Annotated in this window: 14 protein-coding genes and 1 pseudogene; 10 read left to right on the forward strand and 5 right to left on the reverse strand. The window is 33.3% G+C overall.

The window, feature by feature from the left end; all coding sequences use genetic code 11:
* Positions 1-328, reverse strand: a 328-nt coding sequence (locus BAQ44_RS01010) for an ArsR/SmtB family transcription factor (RefSeq protein ID WP_071720297.1), incomplete at its 3' end; no start/stop codon positions are given.
* Positions 329-832: 504 nt separating this feature from the next.
* Between BAQ44_RS01010 and BAQ44_RS01015 the strand changes: the two genes are divergently transcribed.
* From BAQ44_RS01015 to BAQ44_RS01035, 5 genes and pseudogenes are all read left to right on the forward strand, one after another.
* Complete coding sequence (locus BAQ44_RS01015; protein WP_071720298.1) at positions 833-2,452, forward strand: FAD-dependent oxidoreductase; 1,620 nt, start codon at positions 833-835, stop codon at positions 2,450-2,452.
* 206 nt (positions 2,453-2,658) lie between these two features.
* Complete coding sequence (locus BAQ44_RS01020; protein ID WP_071720300.1) at positions 2,659-3,243, forward strand: TetR/AcrR family transcriptional regulator; 585 nt, start codon at positions 2,659-2,661, stop codon at positions 3,241-3,243.
* A gap of 51 nt (positions 3,244-3,294) precedes the next feature.
* Positions 3,295-5,601 carry an RNA polymerase recycling motor HelD gene (helD, locus tag BAQ44_RS01025; protein ID WP_071720302.1) on the forward strand — a complete coding sequence of 769 codons (2,307 nt, stop codon included), beginning with the start codon at positions 3,295-3,297 and terminating at the stop codon, positions 5,599-5,601.
* Entirely contained in the window at positions 5,602-6,198 is a 597-nt protein-coding gene (locus BAQ44_RS01030; protein WP_071720304.1) for a hypothetical protein, read from the forward strand.
* Between the two features lie 349 nt (positions 6,199-6,547).
* Positions 6,548-7,505: pseudogene (locus BAQ44_RS01035) on the forward strand (glycerophosphodiester phosphodiesterase).
* Between the two features lie 43 nt (positions 7,506-7,548).
* On the opposite strand, the gene BAQ44_RS01040 reads toward BAQ44_RS01035, so the two are convergent.
* The 3 genes from BAQ44_RS01040 to BAQ44_RS01050 form a co-directional block, all read right to left on the reverse strand.
* On the reverse strand, positions 7,549-8,226 hold the full coding sequence (locus tag BAQ44_RS01040; RefSeq protein ID WP_071720306.1) for a YdcF family protein: 678 nt from the start codon (positions 8,224-8,226) through the stop codon (positions 7,549-7,551).
* A gap of 93 nt (positions 8,227-8,319) precedes the next feature.
* Positions 8,320-8,829: a DUF3916 domain-containing protein gene (locus BAQ44_RS01045; protein ID WP_071720308.1), complete on the reverse strand. Its 510-nt coding sequence runs from the start codon at positions 8,827-8,829 to the stop codon at positions 8,320-8,322.
* Between the two features lie 2 nt (positions 8,830-8,831).
* Entirely contained in the window at positions 8,832-9,674 is an 843-nt protein-coding gene (locus BAQ44_RS01050) for a LysR family transcriptional regulator (RefSeq protein ID WP_071720310.1), read from the reverse strand.
* Positions 9,675-9,781: 107 nt separating this feature from the next.
* Here BAQ44_RS01050 and BAQ44_RS01055 point away from each other — a divergent pair, with 107 nt between their 5' ends.
* Complete coding sequence (locus BAQ44_RS01055; protein WP_071720312.1) at positions 9,782-11,002, forward strand: MFS transporter; 1,221 nt, start codon at positions 9,782-9,784, stop codon at positions 11,000-11,002.
* Between the two features lie 99 nt (positions 11,003-11,101).
* On the opposite strand, the gene BAQ44_RS01060 is transcribed toward BAQ44_RS01055, so the two are convergent.
* Positions 11,102-11,332, reverse strand: a complete 231-nt coding sequence (locus BAQ44_RS01060; protein WP_071720315.1) for a hypothetical protein — start codon at positions 11,330-11,332, stop codon at positions 11,102-11,104.
* Positions 11,333-11,593: 261 nt separating this feature from the next.
* Here BAQ44_RS01060 and BAQ44_RS01065 point away from each other — a divergent pair, with 261 nt between their 5' ends.
* From BAQ44_RS01065 to BAQ44_RS01080, 4 genes are all read left to right on the forward strand, one after another.
* A complete protein-coding gene (locus BAQ44_RS01065) occupies positions 11,594-12,724 on the forward strand; it encodes a serine hydrolase domain-containing protein (protein WP_071720316.1) in 1,131 nt (376 codons plus the stop codon).
* Positions 12,725-12,950: 226 nt separating this feature from the next.
* The gene (locus BAQ44_RS01070; protein WP_071720318.1) at positions 12,951-14,108 is read left to right on the forward strand and encodes an agmatine deiminase family protein; all 1,158 of its coding nucleotides are present in this window, start codon (positions 12,951-12,953) and stop codon (positions 14,106-14,108) included.
* A 380-nt stretch (positions 14,109-14,488) separates the two neighbouring features.
* Complete coding sequence (locus BAQ44_RS01075) at positions 14,489-15,466, forward strand: agmatine deiminase family protein (RefSeq protein ID WP_071720391.1); 978 nt, start codon at positions 14,489-14,491, stop codon at positions 15,464-15,466.
* Between the two features lie 38 nt (positions 15,467-15,504).
* On the forward strand, positions 15,505-16,326 hold the full coding sequence (locus BAQ44_RS01080) for a MerR family transcriptional regulator (RefSeq protein WP_071720320.1): 822 nt from the start codon (positions 15,505-15,507) through the stop codon (positions 16,324-16,326).
* Positions 16,327-16,386: the final 60 nt, after the last annotated feature.

Genomic DNA, 16,386 nt, shown 5'->3' on the forward strand with positions numbered 1-16,386 from the left:
ATAGCTTTTCTATATCTAATACAAGATTTTTTAATAAACCTAATTTTGTACGTATATCAATATAATAAAAGTTTTTTGTACCTTCTTTTCGCATTAAAATAATACCGGCTTCTCGTAAAATTCTAAGATGATGTGATACCGCTGGTCGAGAAAGGTGTGTTTGTTTCGTAATTTCGCCTACACGTAATCCGGTTTGACATTCCGTTTCCATGAGAACGAACAAAATAGCTTGACGTGTTTCATCGCCAATTGCCAATAATACTTTTTGAGAATCAATAAAATCTTTTTTTATAACATTTAATTGTTCTTGTTTATTCATTTCAATCACTTTACCTCCAAAAAATTAGTCGAAAGGCTTAAGATGATGAACCATTACATCGATACGGTAATGCTACATGATTGTTGAATGAGCTGCAATATTGGGAAAGAAAATCGAGACGAATGAAATTTTTGTGTTGAAAATGGTAGGGGGTAGAAAAGGATAGCATATTAAAATGGATGAAGTTTTAAAAAGAAAAAGTGATTGAATAATACGTTGTTTATAAATGATAGAGGGTAAGGATTTTAAAAAAATAAGCGGTCGTAAGCCCTTTTAACTTTACAGGGCTACGACCGCTTATTATGTTGGTGTTTACTAAAGTGAGTTGTTTCGTTTTACTCTTTCATACATGCATAATTCAAGCAGATTATAGATATATGAAAAAGAAAAAGTAATTTGGGGCGTAATCTATCTATATGATAATTTAAAATGAAATATAAGTCTATATCTTTGTTGTTTTTTTGATTATATTTATGTCATTGAGCTCAGAACAATGATGTGGAGGGTAAATTTATGAAATCGAATTACGTATCAGTTTTAATTGTTGGAGGAGGATTATCAGGATTAGCGTCTGCGCTATTCCTTGCAAAACATAACGTAAATTATTTACTGATTGAAAGGCATCAGTCTACTGCAATTCATCCAAAGGCAGGTGGAATCACTTTTCGTACGATGGAGTTATTTCGAGAATTGGGTTTAGAACAAAGAATTAGATCAGCGGGTAAAGCATTAGAAAATTGTCGGGGAAGAATAGCAGTTCATACAATAGCTGAGGCGGATAAGGAAGAATTGGCACAAATGAGGGCGACTCAGTATGGAAACGATGAAAAGTTACTTCAAAAAATAGAAGAGATTAGTCCATCAAAACAAACAGCTTGTTATCAAATTACTTTAGAAGAAATGATGTTACAAGAAGCGAGAACATTAGGCGGAGGATTATCTTTTTATCATGAATTGGTTTCTTATGAACAAAATGAGCACGGAGTAATAGCAACGATTCGGAATCGCGAAACGGAAGAAGAAAGTATTATTCATTGTGACTATGTAATTGCAGCGGACGGGGCAAAAAGTAAAATACGTGAGCAGCTAGGGATAAGTACTGAGGGACGAGGTACAATCGGTGGTTATTATATGAATATTTATTTTGAAGCGGATTTAAGTGAGTTTATACAAGGAGATGCATTTGGTTTTACTATGGTACTTCATTCGGAAGTTCTTGGTGCACTTATTCCAGTTGATAACGAAAGAAGATGGATTTACCATGTATCCTACGATCCGTTAAAAGGAGGGCGACCAGAGGATTTCACTATAGAACGTTGTAAACAAATCATTCAAACAGCAATTGGAAGCACAAATGTTGAGCCAGAAATAGTAAGTGTTTTACCGTGGGAAGCGACTGAAAGTACAGCCGTGAAATTTCAAGATAATCGCATTTTTTTAGTTGGTGATTCTGCCCATATTATGCCACCAACTGGAGGATTTGGTTCAAATACAGGCATACAAGATGCACATAACTTAGCTTGGAAATTAGCGGTTGTTATAAAAGGGAAAGCAAATCCAAAATTGTTAGAAACATATTATGAAGAGAGATATCCTGTGGCAAAATTAACGACGGAGTATGCGAGTAGTTTATTGTTCCGTGCTGCGAATAGAGAAGAAGGCAGTTTGAATAATATGGATGGTTTAACTGTAACTGTTGGGTATCACTATTGTTCTGAAGCGATAGTAGATGACTCAGCTACTTCACATAGAATGGATATCGTAGAGTTGAATGGAAGACCTGGAACGCGAGCACCACACTTTTGTGGAACGTATGATGGAAAAGAAATTTCTATACTTGATTTATTAGGAAATGATTTTGTGTTACTTATTGGAGCAGAAAATCGCGCTTGGGCCGATTGTGCACAAGATGTTTCAGCTGAATTAGGAATAAATATAAAAGTGTATCGAGTAGGTTTAACCGGAGACTTTATTGCTCAAGAAAATGTTTTTCGTGAATTATATGGTTTAGAGAATGAAGGAGCTGTAGTGATTAGACCAGATAGCTTCATTGCGTGGCGTTCAGCAAAAGGTACAGCAAATCTACGTACGGTGCTTAACGAGGTAATGAATCATTTATTGTGTAATTTTTAAGAAACTAGGAAGAAGTGTTTTATATAAGACACTTCTTTTATCCTTTTTCAACTTACAAAATAAAAATATTGTAAGTTGAAAAAGGATATGTTAATCTTATAACCTAATTGAAATCGTATTTTTTTGCATTCAACTTACAAATAATAAAAAATGTAAGTTGTTATTGGAATAATAGTATTATGTAAATAAATTGGACGGTGAGAAAAATGACAGAGAAGGCGTTAACGAAGAATGTTGTTTTAGATGCAGCGGAAAAAGAGTTAATGAAATATGGATGGAGTAGGACGACACTTGTTAGTATTGCGAAGTCACTTGATGTTAGTCATGCGGCTTTATATTCTTATTTTCGGAGTAAGGCCACACTGCGCGACGCTATTTTAGAAAGATGGCTGCTTAAGTACTCAGATCAGCTTGAACAAATTGCGGGAAAAGATGGAGAGACGGAAATCATTTTACAAGAGTGGTTCTTTCGTTTATTTCAGCTTAAAAAGAAAGAGTTACTTGAAAATGAAGAGTTATTTACATTGAATAGTTCGTTAGTGCAGCAAAAGAATAAGGTGATTCAAAAGCACGAAGAAAGATTAGTTGGACAACTGGAGAACGTGATAAATCGTGGGATAGAGCGCAATGAGATTGAAAAACAAGATAGTTTGTTTTTAGCGTATACGTTATTTGGTTTGCTTTCATCGTTCTATCACCCTGCTTTTTCTGAGAAGTGGAAAGAAGAGAGGATAAACGAAGAGTTTCAAAAGTCGTGGGAGATTGTTGCTTGTGGCATTTTTCAAAAGTAAAAAGTTACGTATCATATAAGGCTTTCAAATAGTAGGAGAAGGGGAGATTATATGAGTCATTATAAAGAAGAGCAACAACGTGTAGATGTAGTTATTGAAAAAGTAGAGGAGGAACTGAAAGAGCTGGATGATCGAGTTGGCTCAGTGAAGTCTGAAATTGTAAGTATTAGAAAAAACTTTTGGGAAGATGTAAAAGTAAATATAGATAATATTAAAGAAGCGGTTGAAACGGCGGCGAGTATTAGGCAAGAGGCAGAGCTTCTTGCTGAAAGAGAACATACACATCGTCATACGAAAAATGAATATAACCTTTTAACGAAAATAAAAGAAACGCCGTATTTTGGGCGGATTGATTTTAAAGAAGATGCTGAAGCGGATACCGATGAAATGTATATCGGTATCGGCTCTTTTTATGATAAAGAAAATGATGAGTTTTTAGTATACGATTGGCGGGCACCTATTTCGAGCCTTTATTATGATTACACTTTAGGGAGGGCACAGTATAAAGCGCCCATAGGTAAGATTTCAGGTGATTTACTTTTAAAACGTCAATATATAATTCGAAACGGGACGATTCAAAGTATGTTTGATACAGGTGTGACGATAGGTGATGAATTATTACAAGAAGTACTTGGAAGAAATGCAAGTGAGCAAATGAAAAGTATTGTAGCGACGATACAGAGGGAACAAAACCAAATTATTCGAAACGATAAAAGTGATGTGTTAATTGTGCAAGGGACTGCTGGGAGCGGGAAAACTTCAGCAGCACTGCAACGTATTGCTTATTTATTGTATCGTTACCGCGGCACGGTTCATGCGGATCAAATGTTACTGTTTTCTCCGAATGAGTTGTTTAATAGTTATATTGCGAACGTTTTGCCAGAGCTTGGGGAAGAAAATATGCAACAAACGACTTTTCAAACGTATGTGGAACATATGATTGGAAAAAGCTTTACTGTAGAAGATTCATTTGCGCAGTTAGAATACGTTTTAACGAAAAAGCATGAAAGTACGTATGAAACTAGAGTGAAAGGCATTCAATATAAATCTTCGGTTGAATTTATGGGACTACTTGAGAAATACGCGCGAAGCTTAAGTGAAAAAGGTATACAATTTCATGATGTTACATGTAAAGGCGAAGTGCTCATGGAGGCAAAATCAATATGTGCTTATTTTTATAGTCTAGACATGTTTATTGCTATACCGAATCGAATGCAACTTACAATGGAATGGATTCTTCGGAAGTTACATGAATTTGAAAAGATAGAATTGAAAAAAGATTGGGTGGAACGAGAAGTTCAGTATTTAAATAAAGAAGATTACAATCGAATATATGAAAAATTAGAGAAGGATAATCAATTTGATTATTATGAGAAGGAACATGAGTTATTAACGAAATATGTAGTGAAGAAACATTTTCGTTCATTACGTAGAAGGGTAAAAAATTTCGCTTTTGTAAATCATCCTGCGATTTTTCAGCAGTTATTTGAAAGCATGCAGAAAGATATTTTCGTACCAGATTGCTGGGGAGATATATGTAAGCAGACAGTGAAGCATTTGAAGAATAAACAGCTAACAAATGAAGATGCAGCGCCGTATTTGTTTTTAAAAGAATTACTTGAAGGATTTAAGACGAATCACCTTGTGAAGTTTGTATTTATTGATGAAGTGCAAGATTATACAGCATTTCAATTAGCATTTCTAAAACGACTATTTCCGAAGGCGAAATGGACGTTACTTGGTGATCGTAATCAAAATATTTTCTCGCATGACCAAAATAGAGAAAACAATATTATCTCCACATTATTTGTAAATCGTAAAGTGGAAACAGTCCAGCTTAACCGTAGTTATCGATCGACAAAACCGATCATTGAATTTACAAAGTGTATGATTCCAAATGGAAATGAGATTGAAGCTTTTAATAGGGATGGTAAGAAGCCTGTTTATATAAAAGTAAGTGATGAGCGAAAGCGTGTAGAGAATATAGTTCTTAAGGTGAAAGAGTTAGAAGAAAAAGGCCATAAAACAGTTGCGGTAATTTGTAAAACAAATGAAGAATGCATGAAAGTGATGGAGTTAATAGGAGATATATTACACGTCCACCTTATGCAAAAAGAGAATACACCTTATGAGAACGGCGTTGTTATTATTCCTGCTTATTTGGCGAAAGGGATAGAATTTGACGCGGTAATTATATTTGAAGCTTCTAATGACAGCTATAATAGGGAGTCTGAACGCAATTTGTTTTACACAGCATGTACGAGGGCGATGCATGAATTATATGTATATTATGCCGGGGAGCTAACAGAATTTCTTACACATGTTCCAGAAGAATTATATATAAGGGAGAGATGTTAAATGGCGAATCAATATAATACTTTTCAAAATTGTAGTAAAGAAGTGTCAATGTTATTACCACTTCCGAAGTATGTAAAGTTGGTACGGGAGCATGAAGAATTACGTGACGGTGTACAAGTTTCCATCAAACGCTATCAAGCAGAAGAGCTGTTACATTACGGTGGTGCTCATATTACAACCATTACTACTCAAAATGATAAGTGTTTATTAAGTTATACGAATATGATGCCAATATACTCAGACAAACTGCCTCATAAAGATAATGCTGAACAAATAGCAATGGATGTAATGGAAAAGGTTGATCAACAATATGCAAGTGGTTTAACTTTACTTCGTATAGAAAAACAAATGAGACAGTATAAAGATGAAGGAGAAATTGTTACTTTTCCTGTTTTATGGGTGAAAATGATGCATGATAATGGGAGTTTTAACTGGGTGACAATTGGAGGAGACGGACAAATCATCGAATTTGAGCGTGAAGTACGCTGGGATTATATGATGAGTCGTCGTCAAACGGAAATGTGGTATTATGATGACTGGGTGTTGGCACGTATGGGAAAAGGTCCGCAATTAATGCTGCCAGCTGCTTTAGCATAGAAACTATCTGTTTAAAAAATATTCACAAAGTTTAATAGGTTTGTATGATTAATTTCGACAAGTTAATCGAGGCCGGAGATATTTGAGATAAGCCATACATTTATTTAGGGATACAGAAGTGTCCTCTAAATAAATTATGGCTTTTTTTATTGATGAACTGTAATCAATAAGGAGTTACATGTGAATAGGAGGGGTATGGAAAATAAATAGTATAGTAATAACATAGGGGAATTGTATTTGTAAGATTGGGATTTTCATATAAGCTTATAAAAATAATGAAAGTATATCTTCTATTCCGTGTAAATCTCATTAACTTGTTGAAATTTGCAACGTAGGAAGGGTTAGAAGGATGAGAAAAATTATTAGCGTGTTAGTTATTTTCTTTATGATGGGAAGTATCTATGCTGTGGGAGCTGTTCATGCAAAAGCAGAAGGGAAGCATGAATGGAATACGAATAAGTTTTTAAACATTGCACATCGCGGAGCAAGTGGACATGCACCTGAGCATACTTTTGCTTCTTATGATCTTGTGAAAAAAATGAAAGCGGATTATTTGGAGTTAGATATTCAGTTAACTAAGGACGGCCAATTAATTGCAATGCATGATACAACAGTTGATCGTACTACAAATGGAACAGGTGAAGTACGAGATAAAACATTAAGTGAAATAAAAAGCTTAGATGCAGGATCTTGGTTCAATAAAGCTTATCCAGAAAAGGCTAAGCAAGAGTACGTTGGTCAAAAGGTTCCGACTCTTGAAGAAATCTTCCAAAAGTACGGAAGAAGCATGAAGTATTACATTGAAACAAAATCACCAGATGTGTATCCAGGAATGGAAGAAAAATTGTTAGCGTTGTTAAATAAATATAATTTAGTAGGTCAAAACATGTCTTCTAGCCGTGTTATGATTCAATCATTTAGTAAAGATAGTTTAACAAAGATTCATAGTATGAATAAAAATATTCCGTTAGTTCAACTACTTTGGTATTATCCAAATGAAAACAATGAGATTGTTGAATGGTCTGGAATTACACATGAACCGAAAAGTGTAACGAATGATGATTTTCAAGAAATTAAAAAGTATGCAGTTGGTATTGGGCCAAACTTACGTAATGATAACGGAGAACTAATTATTGATGAGTCATATATGAAAATGGCTAGGAAAAATGGCTAGGAAAAATGGACTGTTAATTCACCTGTATACAATTAATGAGAAACCAGATATGAGATTGTTAATTAAATGGGGTGCTACAGGAATGTTTACAAATTATCCTGATCGATTACATAGTGTGTTAAAGGAAAAATAAATAGGAGAAAGGGTATACCGTTGTTTTAGGTATACCTTTTCTATTATGCTAGATTATAGTAGTAGGATACATATTCCTCTAAACCTTGAACTTCTTTTTCAGGTGGTTCAATACCGCCTTTTTTACCGTAGCAAACATTTCTCAAGTATTCTCCAAAAATCATGGAGCGACTCTTTTCATTTTCCATCCAGTTATATCTATTAATTATAAACTCACCATCGAAACTTGTATCAAATGTAAATGGAATACAAGTAACAGTATTAGGTAGATGTTTTTTTAATACTCTATATTGCCGACCGGCTCCTAAACTTTTGCATACAAAGAGTAACCGATTAATTTTTGTGAAATCAAAAATCTTTTTCGCTTCAATTACATTAGCAATAGAATGGAGGGAGCTTGTCTCGAATAGGATAGCGTCTTTTGGTACGCCATGTTCAATTAATTTATTTACAATTACTTCTGCTTCTGATAAATCCCCGTAATTCCAGCTCGGATGTTTCATGCCATGCAAACTAGTACCACCTGTAACGATAATTTGGTTTCCTAAACCTTGTTGATAAGCTTTTAGAGGAGCTTGCCAATTACCAGGATGAGAACCGCCGAAAACGAAAATGGCATCACATTTTTGTGGTGTAATTTCTTTTAGAAAAGTGATTTCTGTAATTTGATCGATTTGTTTTTTCGTAAGAGTAGGGACATCGGGATATTTAGGGATTACCATTTGAAAACCTCCTATATAGTAAAATGACAAATTCATTATATAGCGATTTTGTTAAGTGAAAAAAGGGAAGCTTCTAATTAGAAAGTTCCCCTTTTAAGATAACTCTCCAATAAACCAAATTTCTTTTTTATCGATTGTATCCTCATCATAAATGATCTCTTGGAAGTGCAAGGTTTGGACAGTAGAACAAATTGAAATTCCCCATGTCTCCCAAAAATCAAACTCATTTAAAAGAGGAATCCATTTTTGAAATTCACTATTTCTATTAAAGAAATTATGAAAGTAGTCTTCATTTTTAAATATTATGATTTGTGAATCCCACAAACTTTCTATAGAAATCAAAACAACAACTCGATATGTATGTGTATCGATCGGTTTTATTTTTATTAAATGGTTTGCTTGATTTAATAAGGTTTGTATACATAATCGTTTTACTTTTCTAGGTGTTTTACACGAATCGATAAAAGCTTGGGAAACTGGTAAAGGAATATACCAATATTCATCGTTATAGAAAGCAGAAGGGAACGTTTTTGTATGTTCTTCAATTCGCTTTATCATCGTGTTTGTTTTACGCTTCATCCCACGTATTTTCTTTTCACGCATTGTTAAACCATCTCCATAAATTTTTGTAATGCAGCTGAGTGATATATATCTTTCCTAGTAATAAAAGTAGTAGGAACTTTTTTGAATTTATTTGGTAAAGGATTGAATGATAAGTTATGTTCATGCCCCTTTAAAATTGATTTCATCATAATCGCTACACCCATATTTGATTTTACACAGGCGAGTATTGCTTCAATTGTTCCGAACTCTAATACTCGTTTAGGCGAGATGCCTTCTTCTTGAAGCAAGTCTTCTAATAAACTTCTATAATAGCAACCGTGACTAAAAGCGAGTAAATTCATATTTTTTATGTCTGTAAGGGCGGATAAAGGTTTTTTACTAATGAGAACTAATTCTTCTTCACGAAATACATTTGTATGAAGTTCAGTATGCTGAGTAGATCCTGCTATAAATGCTCCGTCTAGTTTTCGTTCTAGCACTAGCTTAATTAGTTGTTCGGTCGTATTTGTTTCTAAAGTTAATTCGACTTCTGGATATTTCTCATAATAGGCCGTTAATATAGATGGTAGCCTTACCGCGGTTGTAGATTCTGTACATCCGATTTTCAAAGTGCCTTTAGGATCAGTTCCATTACTTTGAACCGCTTTTATAGATTGATCCATTAAGTGGATAATTTGTTTAGCGTATGTTAATAAAATCTCACCGTTAGAAGTTAAAGTTACACCTTTTCCGTTACGATAAAATAAAGGCACACCTAATTCATTTTCTAGTTGTTTCATACGCATTGTTACGCCTGATTGTACATAGTTCAAATTTTTCGCTGCGTGAGAAATATTACTTTCCTTTGCAACTTCGTAAAATACAGTTAAATCTTTTATGTCCATGCATCTTCCCTCCGAAAAGGTATCAATTTTTTTGATGGATTATATGATATATCTTTATTTTATATGATATCAGAACTTTCATACAATGGAAGAGGGGAGGGATTATTTTGTTAATCGAAGAAAGGATGAATAGTGCTTATAAGTGGGTTATGTTAATTGTTGCGACGATTGCTCAAACAACAGCGACGCTTATAACTTATGGTGTTGGAGTTTTCGCTTTATTTTGGAAAGGAGAATATGGGCTTACGAATATGGAGAGTGGATTGTTAGTAAGTGTTGTAAATATTGGACCGTTATTTTGTATGCTTTTTGTTGGGCGGTTACTGGATCAATATAATGAAAAATTATTAATTTCTATCAGTTCATTTTTGCTAGGAGGTTCGTTTTTACTAACTAATATAGTAAGTGGATTTAATGGTCTGTTATTTGTACTTTTATTAGTAGGAATGTTTTATAGTGTTTCTCAGCCAGGAGGAAGTAAAGTAATTTTAAAATGGTTCCCAAAAGAAAATCGAGGATTAGCAATGGGGATAAGGCAAGCTGGTATACCGATTGGTGGTGCGTTAGCGGGAGTGTTAATCCCTTTTCTTACGATACAATATGATGTAACTTACGCAATAAATAGTATGGCATGCATTTGTATAATGGGAGGATTATTATTTTTTATGTTTTATAAAGAGCCATATGTTCAAGAAGATGCAAGGAAAGAACATATTAAAATTTCTTTTTGGATGGAGCTAAAAGTAGTGATATGTAAAAAAGAATTGTATCCAATATATATAACGGGTATTTGCATGATTTCATTGCAAATGGTGTTAGTTGGGCACTTCATGAAATTTATAGTAAGGGAAGAATCCATTACATCTATTGTAGCTGGAACAGTATTTTCAGTGATGTTCTTTTCTGGAATGATTGGCCGTGTTGTATTAGCAGCTAGTAGTGATTTGTTTTATAAGGGGAATCGGCATACGCCTTTATTTATAGCTGTCTGTGCTTCTATCGGTTTGATTCTATTGTTAGTAATGAGCATACATACAGTAACGAGTGGAGTATTGTATGGTGTAAGCGCATTGTTAGGCTTCTTTTCAATTGGTTGGTTTAGTCTTTTTATCGTCGAAGTTGCTGAATTGGCAAGTGAAGAATCTGTTGGAATAACAGTTAGTTTGGCACTTACATTCAATCAAATAGCGATTATTGTTGCACCTGCTTTATTTGGTTATATTGTCGATAAGAAAGGGTATACGTATGCTTGGTTGTGTATAGTGATATTATTAAGTATCTCGGTAGTGAGTTTATATAGTAAAAATAAAAAAATAAAAGAAAGTTAGCAATGTAAATTTTTTATGAAGAAAGTCTAAAGAAATGCCGAATGAGCGACATTTCTTTTTTTATATGTTGTATAATCAAAATATAAATGAGATTCGTTTTCAATGAGGTTCATTGCCCCTTTTGAAATTGCCTGTTACTTTAGCCATAATGAGTTGTCTTTCTGTATCGTTATGTGCAAGATTTATTTTGTTTAAAAATTTTTCAGCAGCATTTCCTTTTAATATCATAATTTGTTTCCTGTAATATTCAATTAAAACTATGTTGTTTTTTGTTACCCTGTAATGAAACATCATATCATCTAAACGATTGCGTTTATCAGTAATTTTCATGTTTATAACTCCTTTTTGATAATGTGTAACAAATGTTACATAAGATATTGAAATTATAGTAGGGTGTATCCGATTGTAAGGTGGAAATTTTGCAAGAAAGAAATACAATAGAGAGTAGTCAAAAACTGAATATGAGAAAAAGGAATCTAGTTTAATAAGGTGAATAATAGATAGATAATAATATAAAGTATCTGAAAATTAATAGATATAGAATAGAATGGATGCGCGTTAAGTGAAACTAGATAAAAGAGGGTTCCTATTATGTTAAAGAAATGGTTAATTGTTTTCTTTATTTTTGCTATTTTTTGTGGGAGTGTCGTTGCACTAATACATGCAAATAAAGGTAAGAAATATGATATAAAAGCATTTTCTAATGTAAATAGTAAGCAAAAGGGCAATATGCAGGAAGTTGATGCAAATGAGAAAAAGCGTTATGAAGTTGCAGCTGGAAAGCTAGATCAATATTTAAAAGATAAAGGATTTAATGGGAGTGTTCTTGTAGCTAGTAAAGATCATGTGATTTTACGAAAAGGTTATGGGTATGCGAATGTGGAAGATAAAGTAGTAACAACGCCAAGAACGAAATATCGCATTGGTTCTATTACGAAAACAGTCGTTGCAATATCAATTATGCAGCTAAAAGAAAAAGGGAAGTTAAATATTGAAGACAATGTAAATAAGTATATTCCATCGTTTCCGGCAGATAAAAACGTTACGTTGCGAAATTTGTTAACACATACATCTGGGTTACCAGATCAGGGACAAGGTAGGGTTGATGCGGCGTCACGACTAAAGTTAGTAACGTGGATTGGGGCGCAAAAATTACAATTCCCTGCAGGGACAGGATGGCGATATACAGATTATAATTATATGGTACTTGCGTATATTGTAGAAAAAATAGCAAATAAACCACTTGCTGAATATGTGAAAGAAAATATTTTTACCCCTGTTGAAATGCATGAATCTGGAATGGGTGCAACTCTCCCAGAAGATATTTTTTTAGCAGAAGGTTATACGAGAAAAGATAATGAGTTAATAGCTGCACCCCGCTTAAAAATGAGCTGGTTGTATGGGTGTGGTGAAATGTATACGACTGTTGAAGATATGAAAAGATTAGATGAGGCTATTATGGATGGAAAACTGCTATCTAAACAAAGTGTATTAGATATGTTTACTGCATCACCTGCAAGAAAATATGGATTTAGTTTCTATACGTATCCAGATTATTATCATAACCACGGCGTATTATCAGGATGGAATACTTTTAATAATTTTAACTGGGATAAAAGAACGTTTGTCATATTATTCTCTAACGTTCAAAATGGTATGAGTGATGCATTTAACCAAGAGTTTAGGAAAATGGCGAATGATTTAATAGAAGGAAAAGAATAATTTTAAAATCGGTATTGATATGTAATTATCAATACCGATTTTTTTATTTCGTAAAGTTCAGCGTGCTAAACAAATAGGTAAGGAAGATAGTTGAATAAATACATATTGGTAGTTAAATGATAGGAATGTAAAGAGTGATTGGGAATTTTTACATTGGAGAAAAAGCTTGAGCTTCACACTATGTGAAGCTTTATATTATTGGAGATAAGAACAGGAGGTTGAAAAAATGAAGAAAATAGTAAAGTTTTGCTTAATAGCTACATTATCCACGGCGATTATTAGTGGTTGTTCTTTTGAAGGTGGTAATGAAAATGCAAAAGGGAAAGAGAATGAAAAAATAGCGGTACAGAAAAAAGTTGGGAAATATACGATGCCAGATGAAAAAGATAAGCATGAAGGTACATGGTTGCAATGGCCTCATGAATACACATATGGTGAAGAGTATAAGCAGGAAGTTGAACCGATTTGGGTTAAGATGGCAAGTGCTTTAACCGAGGGTGAAAAAGTCCATATTGTTGCATACGATGAGGAAGAGAAAGAGCGCATCAATAATCTTTTAATAGATAAAGGACTGAATATGGATAAAATTGATTTCTTTATCGCTCCTACTGATGATGTATGGGCAAGAGATAGTGGGCCGATTTTTGTTTATGACAATAATAAAAATCTCAAAATATTAGATCCGGCATTTAATGGTTGGGGAAAGAAAACTCCTTATAAAAATGATGCTCGTATACGTGAAAATGTTAGTAAACAATTGGGGATTGAAAGGATTGATTGGGGGAAATTTGTCCTGGAAGGCGGCGCAATTGAATTAGACAGTAATGGGACTGCTTTATTAACTCGAAGTGCAGTAACAAATAAAAATAGAAATCCGGATCTATCAGAAAAGGAAATTGAAAAATATATAAGTGACCTTGGAGTAACAAACTTTATTTGGTTAGACGGAGTACCTAATTTAGATATTACTGATTTCCATATCGATGGATTTGCTAAATTTCATGGTAAATCTACCATTGTAACGATGAAAGAAGATGACCTAGCCGAATGGGGGTTATCAAACAAAGATATGGACACATTGTTAGATGCAAAAAATGCGTCAGGACAGAAATATAAGTATGAATATTTACCTCTTAGTAAAGAGAAAGTTACTTTAGAAAATGGAAAAGCTCTCGATTATAAGGGATCGTATATTAATTATTATATTGGGAATACAGTGGTATTGGTGCCTAATTATAATGATCCGAATGATAAAATCGCAAACGATACGATTCAGAAGTTATATCCAGATCGTAAAGTAGTTGGTATTGATGTGAGAGAGCTTTATAAAAATGGCGGTATGATTCATTGTGTGACACAGCAACAACCGATTCAATTGAAGTAATCGATTGAAATGTAGCAACCTACGGACAAAATAAGTGAATTGTTACTTTTTACCTATTTTGTCATGTTTTATTTTTGGTGAAAAGGGAGTAAGGGTATTGAACGGAATAATCTTAACTAGCTTCATAATGATAGGATTTATGATGCTATTATTCAATTTCATATTTTCATATAAATTTCTATTTTTGTATTTTAAAATCCTGTCAAGAGTCAATTTACGGCTTAATGACAGCTTTATATTTTTAATATAAATATATAATATTTCTCCGTGCTATAATCCATTCATGAAATGTGCACGTTTCGAAAATTGTTATGAAAAGAGAAGTAGTTGGCATAGTGAAATTAGTTATTGAACCATTATTAAAAAGCGAGGTAAATAATATGGAACAAAAACAAAATGGAATTATTTTCACTGCAATTCCAGATAAATCAAATGGATATTATCGTCCGTTTTATGAGGATTTGATTTATTTTAATGAATACTTAAATGAAAATAAATCATTTACTGATCAACTTGTTTCTTTATCTGTTGAAGAGCAAGATTTTCATACAAGCTTTTTTGAGTATGATGATATTTGGCTAAGAGATGTTGCACCAGTCGTCACAAATCATTTAGTTAAATTTAAATATCAACCCAATTACTTACCGAAAGATCAATGGCGATATTTAGATCAACAATTTAATAAATGGTTGAAAAAGAACGACTTTGAATATGTGAAATCTCCATTGATATTAGACGGTGGAAATCTTATTTGGAATAAAAAAGATACTGTTATAGTAACGGAACGTATATTTGATGATAATTATGATTGGACAGAAGAAGAAATTATAGAGCAACTGGAATGGGATTTGGATGTGAGCCGCGTTATTATTATTCCTGCTGAAGAAGGGGACGTGCTTGCACATGCAGACGGAATGGTTAAATTCATTGATGAACACACGATGTTTATTAGTGATTTTTTAGGGGACCATGAATTTAGATATAATGTTCAGGAGATTATTCAAGAGCAAATGCCAGAAGCTAAATTTATAGTTGTGCCATCGTCATATACAGAGAAAGGGCAATATGATCAAGAAATAGCGTCGGCAAAAGGATTGTATATAAATATGTTAGAAACATGTGATACGATTTACGTGCCTAAATTTGGATTAGCTAAAGATCAGGAAGTGTTACGATATATTCAACAGCATACGGAGAAACAAGCTATTCAAATTCATGTAGGAGAAATATCGACAATGGGAGGCGCAATCAATTGTTTAACGTGGTATTGTCCTTCGCATTTGTTACCTTCAAAAATGAAAAGATTGAACAATCAGAATGAAGAATTTTCAGTTAGGAAAATTTTTGATTGGCTTTAAAATAAGCGTATAAGAAAATGTATTCAAGGGGTAAGTATATGTATACAATTACTGAGTTTTCGCGGATTTGTAAAATGAGTACACGGATGCTAAGGCATTATGACAAAGAGGGTATATTAAAACCAGCATACGTGAACCCGGAAAATGGGTATAGATATTATGAGCAAGGGCAGTTAGAAATAGCATTGAAAATAAAAAAGTTAAGGGAGTATAAATTCCCTCTACCGAAAATTAAAATCATTCTTCAGTCGTCAGATCAAGATTCATTTATTAAACATATGCAAGCACAAATTATAGAGTTATCTCATGAAGTAAAACAAAATTTACAGGTTATTTCAGAAATGAATGAAATGGTAAATATGAATTCTGCTTTAAATACTGCTTGCCATAGAAATTACGATATATTAATTGGGATGAGAAATGAAATAACAGTAATTTCTCAAAGGTTACAAATAAATATAGATGATATGGATGATTATTTTTATGACTTATATGAAATAGTACACAAGAATAACTTCCAAATAGTCGGCTCGCCTTCTACAGTTTTTTATGATGAAGAGTATATTCCAAATAAGAGTGATATTGAATTAAGAATTCCGGTAATGCATGGGAACAATACAGATGTAGTACAAGAATATGAAATAAAAAAACTAAATCCGCATCAAATCGTTACTACTATGCATTATGGAAGTTATGACTATATAGGTTACGCTTATATAGCATTAGAAAAATGGATTGAAAGAAATGGTTATGTAATAGAGGATTCACCATATGAGGTTTACGTAAAAGGACCTGAATGTGATTGTTTAGTAGAGGAGTATGTGACACAAATTTGTTTTGTAGTTATGAAAATAGACTGAAGATAAGGATTGACATTAACATTATGTCAATCCTTATTCTATTTATGTAAGTAATTCATC

It is taken from the genome of Bacillus mobilis (assembly GCF_001884045.1).
GTDB classification, from domain to species: Bacteria; Bacillota; Bacilli; order Bacillales; family Bacillaceae_G; genus Bacillus_A; species Bacillus_A mobilis.

Excerpts from the sequence above, each read along its gene's own strand:
- BAQ44_RS01065 (WP_071720316.1), top strand. The coding sequence starts at position 11,594 with ATGTTAAAGAAATGGTTAATTGTTTTCTTTATTTTTGCTATTTTTTGT.
- helD (WP_071720302.1), top strand. The coding sequence starts at position 3,295 with ATGAGTCATTATAAAGAAGAGCAACAACGTGTAGATGTAGTTATTGAA.
- BAQ44_RS01080 (WP_071720320.1), top strand. The coding sequence starts at position 15,505 with ATGTATACAATTACTGAGTTTTCGCGGATTTGTAAAATGAGTACACGG.
- BAQ44_RS01020 (WP_071720300.1), top strand. The coding sequence starts at position 2,659 with ATGACAGAGAAGGCGTTAACGAAGAATGTTGTTTTAGATGCAGCGGAA.
- BAQ44_RS01015 (WP_071720298.1), top strand. The coding sequence starts at position 833 with ATGAAATCGAATTACGTATCAGTTTTAATTGTTGGAGGAGGATTATCA.
- BAQ44_RS01030 (WP_071720304.1), top strand. The coding sequence starts at position 5,602 with ATGGCGAATCAATATAATACTTTTCAAAATTGTAGTAAAGAAGTGTCA.
- BAQ44_RS01070 (WP_071720318.1), top strand. The coding sequence starts at position 12,951 with ATGAAGAAAATAGTAAAGTTTTGCTTAATAGCTACATTATCCACGGCG.
- BAQ44_RS01050 (WP_071720310.1), bottom strand. The coding sequence starts at position 9,674 with ATGGACATAAAAGATTTAACTGTATTTTACGAAGTTGCAAAGGAAAGT.
- BAQ44_RS01045 (WP_071720308.1), bottom strand. The coding sequence starts at position 8,829 with ATGCGTGAAAAGAAAATACGTGGGATGAAGCGTAAAACAAACACGATG.
- BAQ44_RS01075 (WP_071720391.1), top strand. The coding sequence starts at position 14,489 with ATGGAACAAAAACAAAATGGAATTATTTTCACTGCAATTCCAGATAAA.
- BAQ44_RS01040 (WP_071720306.1), bottom strand. The coding sequence starts at position 8,226 with ATGGTAATCCCTAAATATCCCGATGTCCCTACTCTTACGAAAAAACAA.
- BAQ44_RS01060 (WP_071720315.1), bottom strand. The coding sequence starts at position 11,332 with ATGAAAATTACTGATAAACGCAATCGTTTAGATGATATGATGTTTCAT.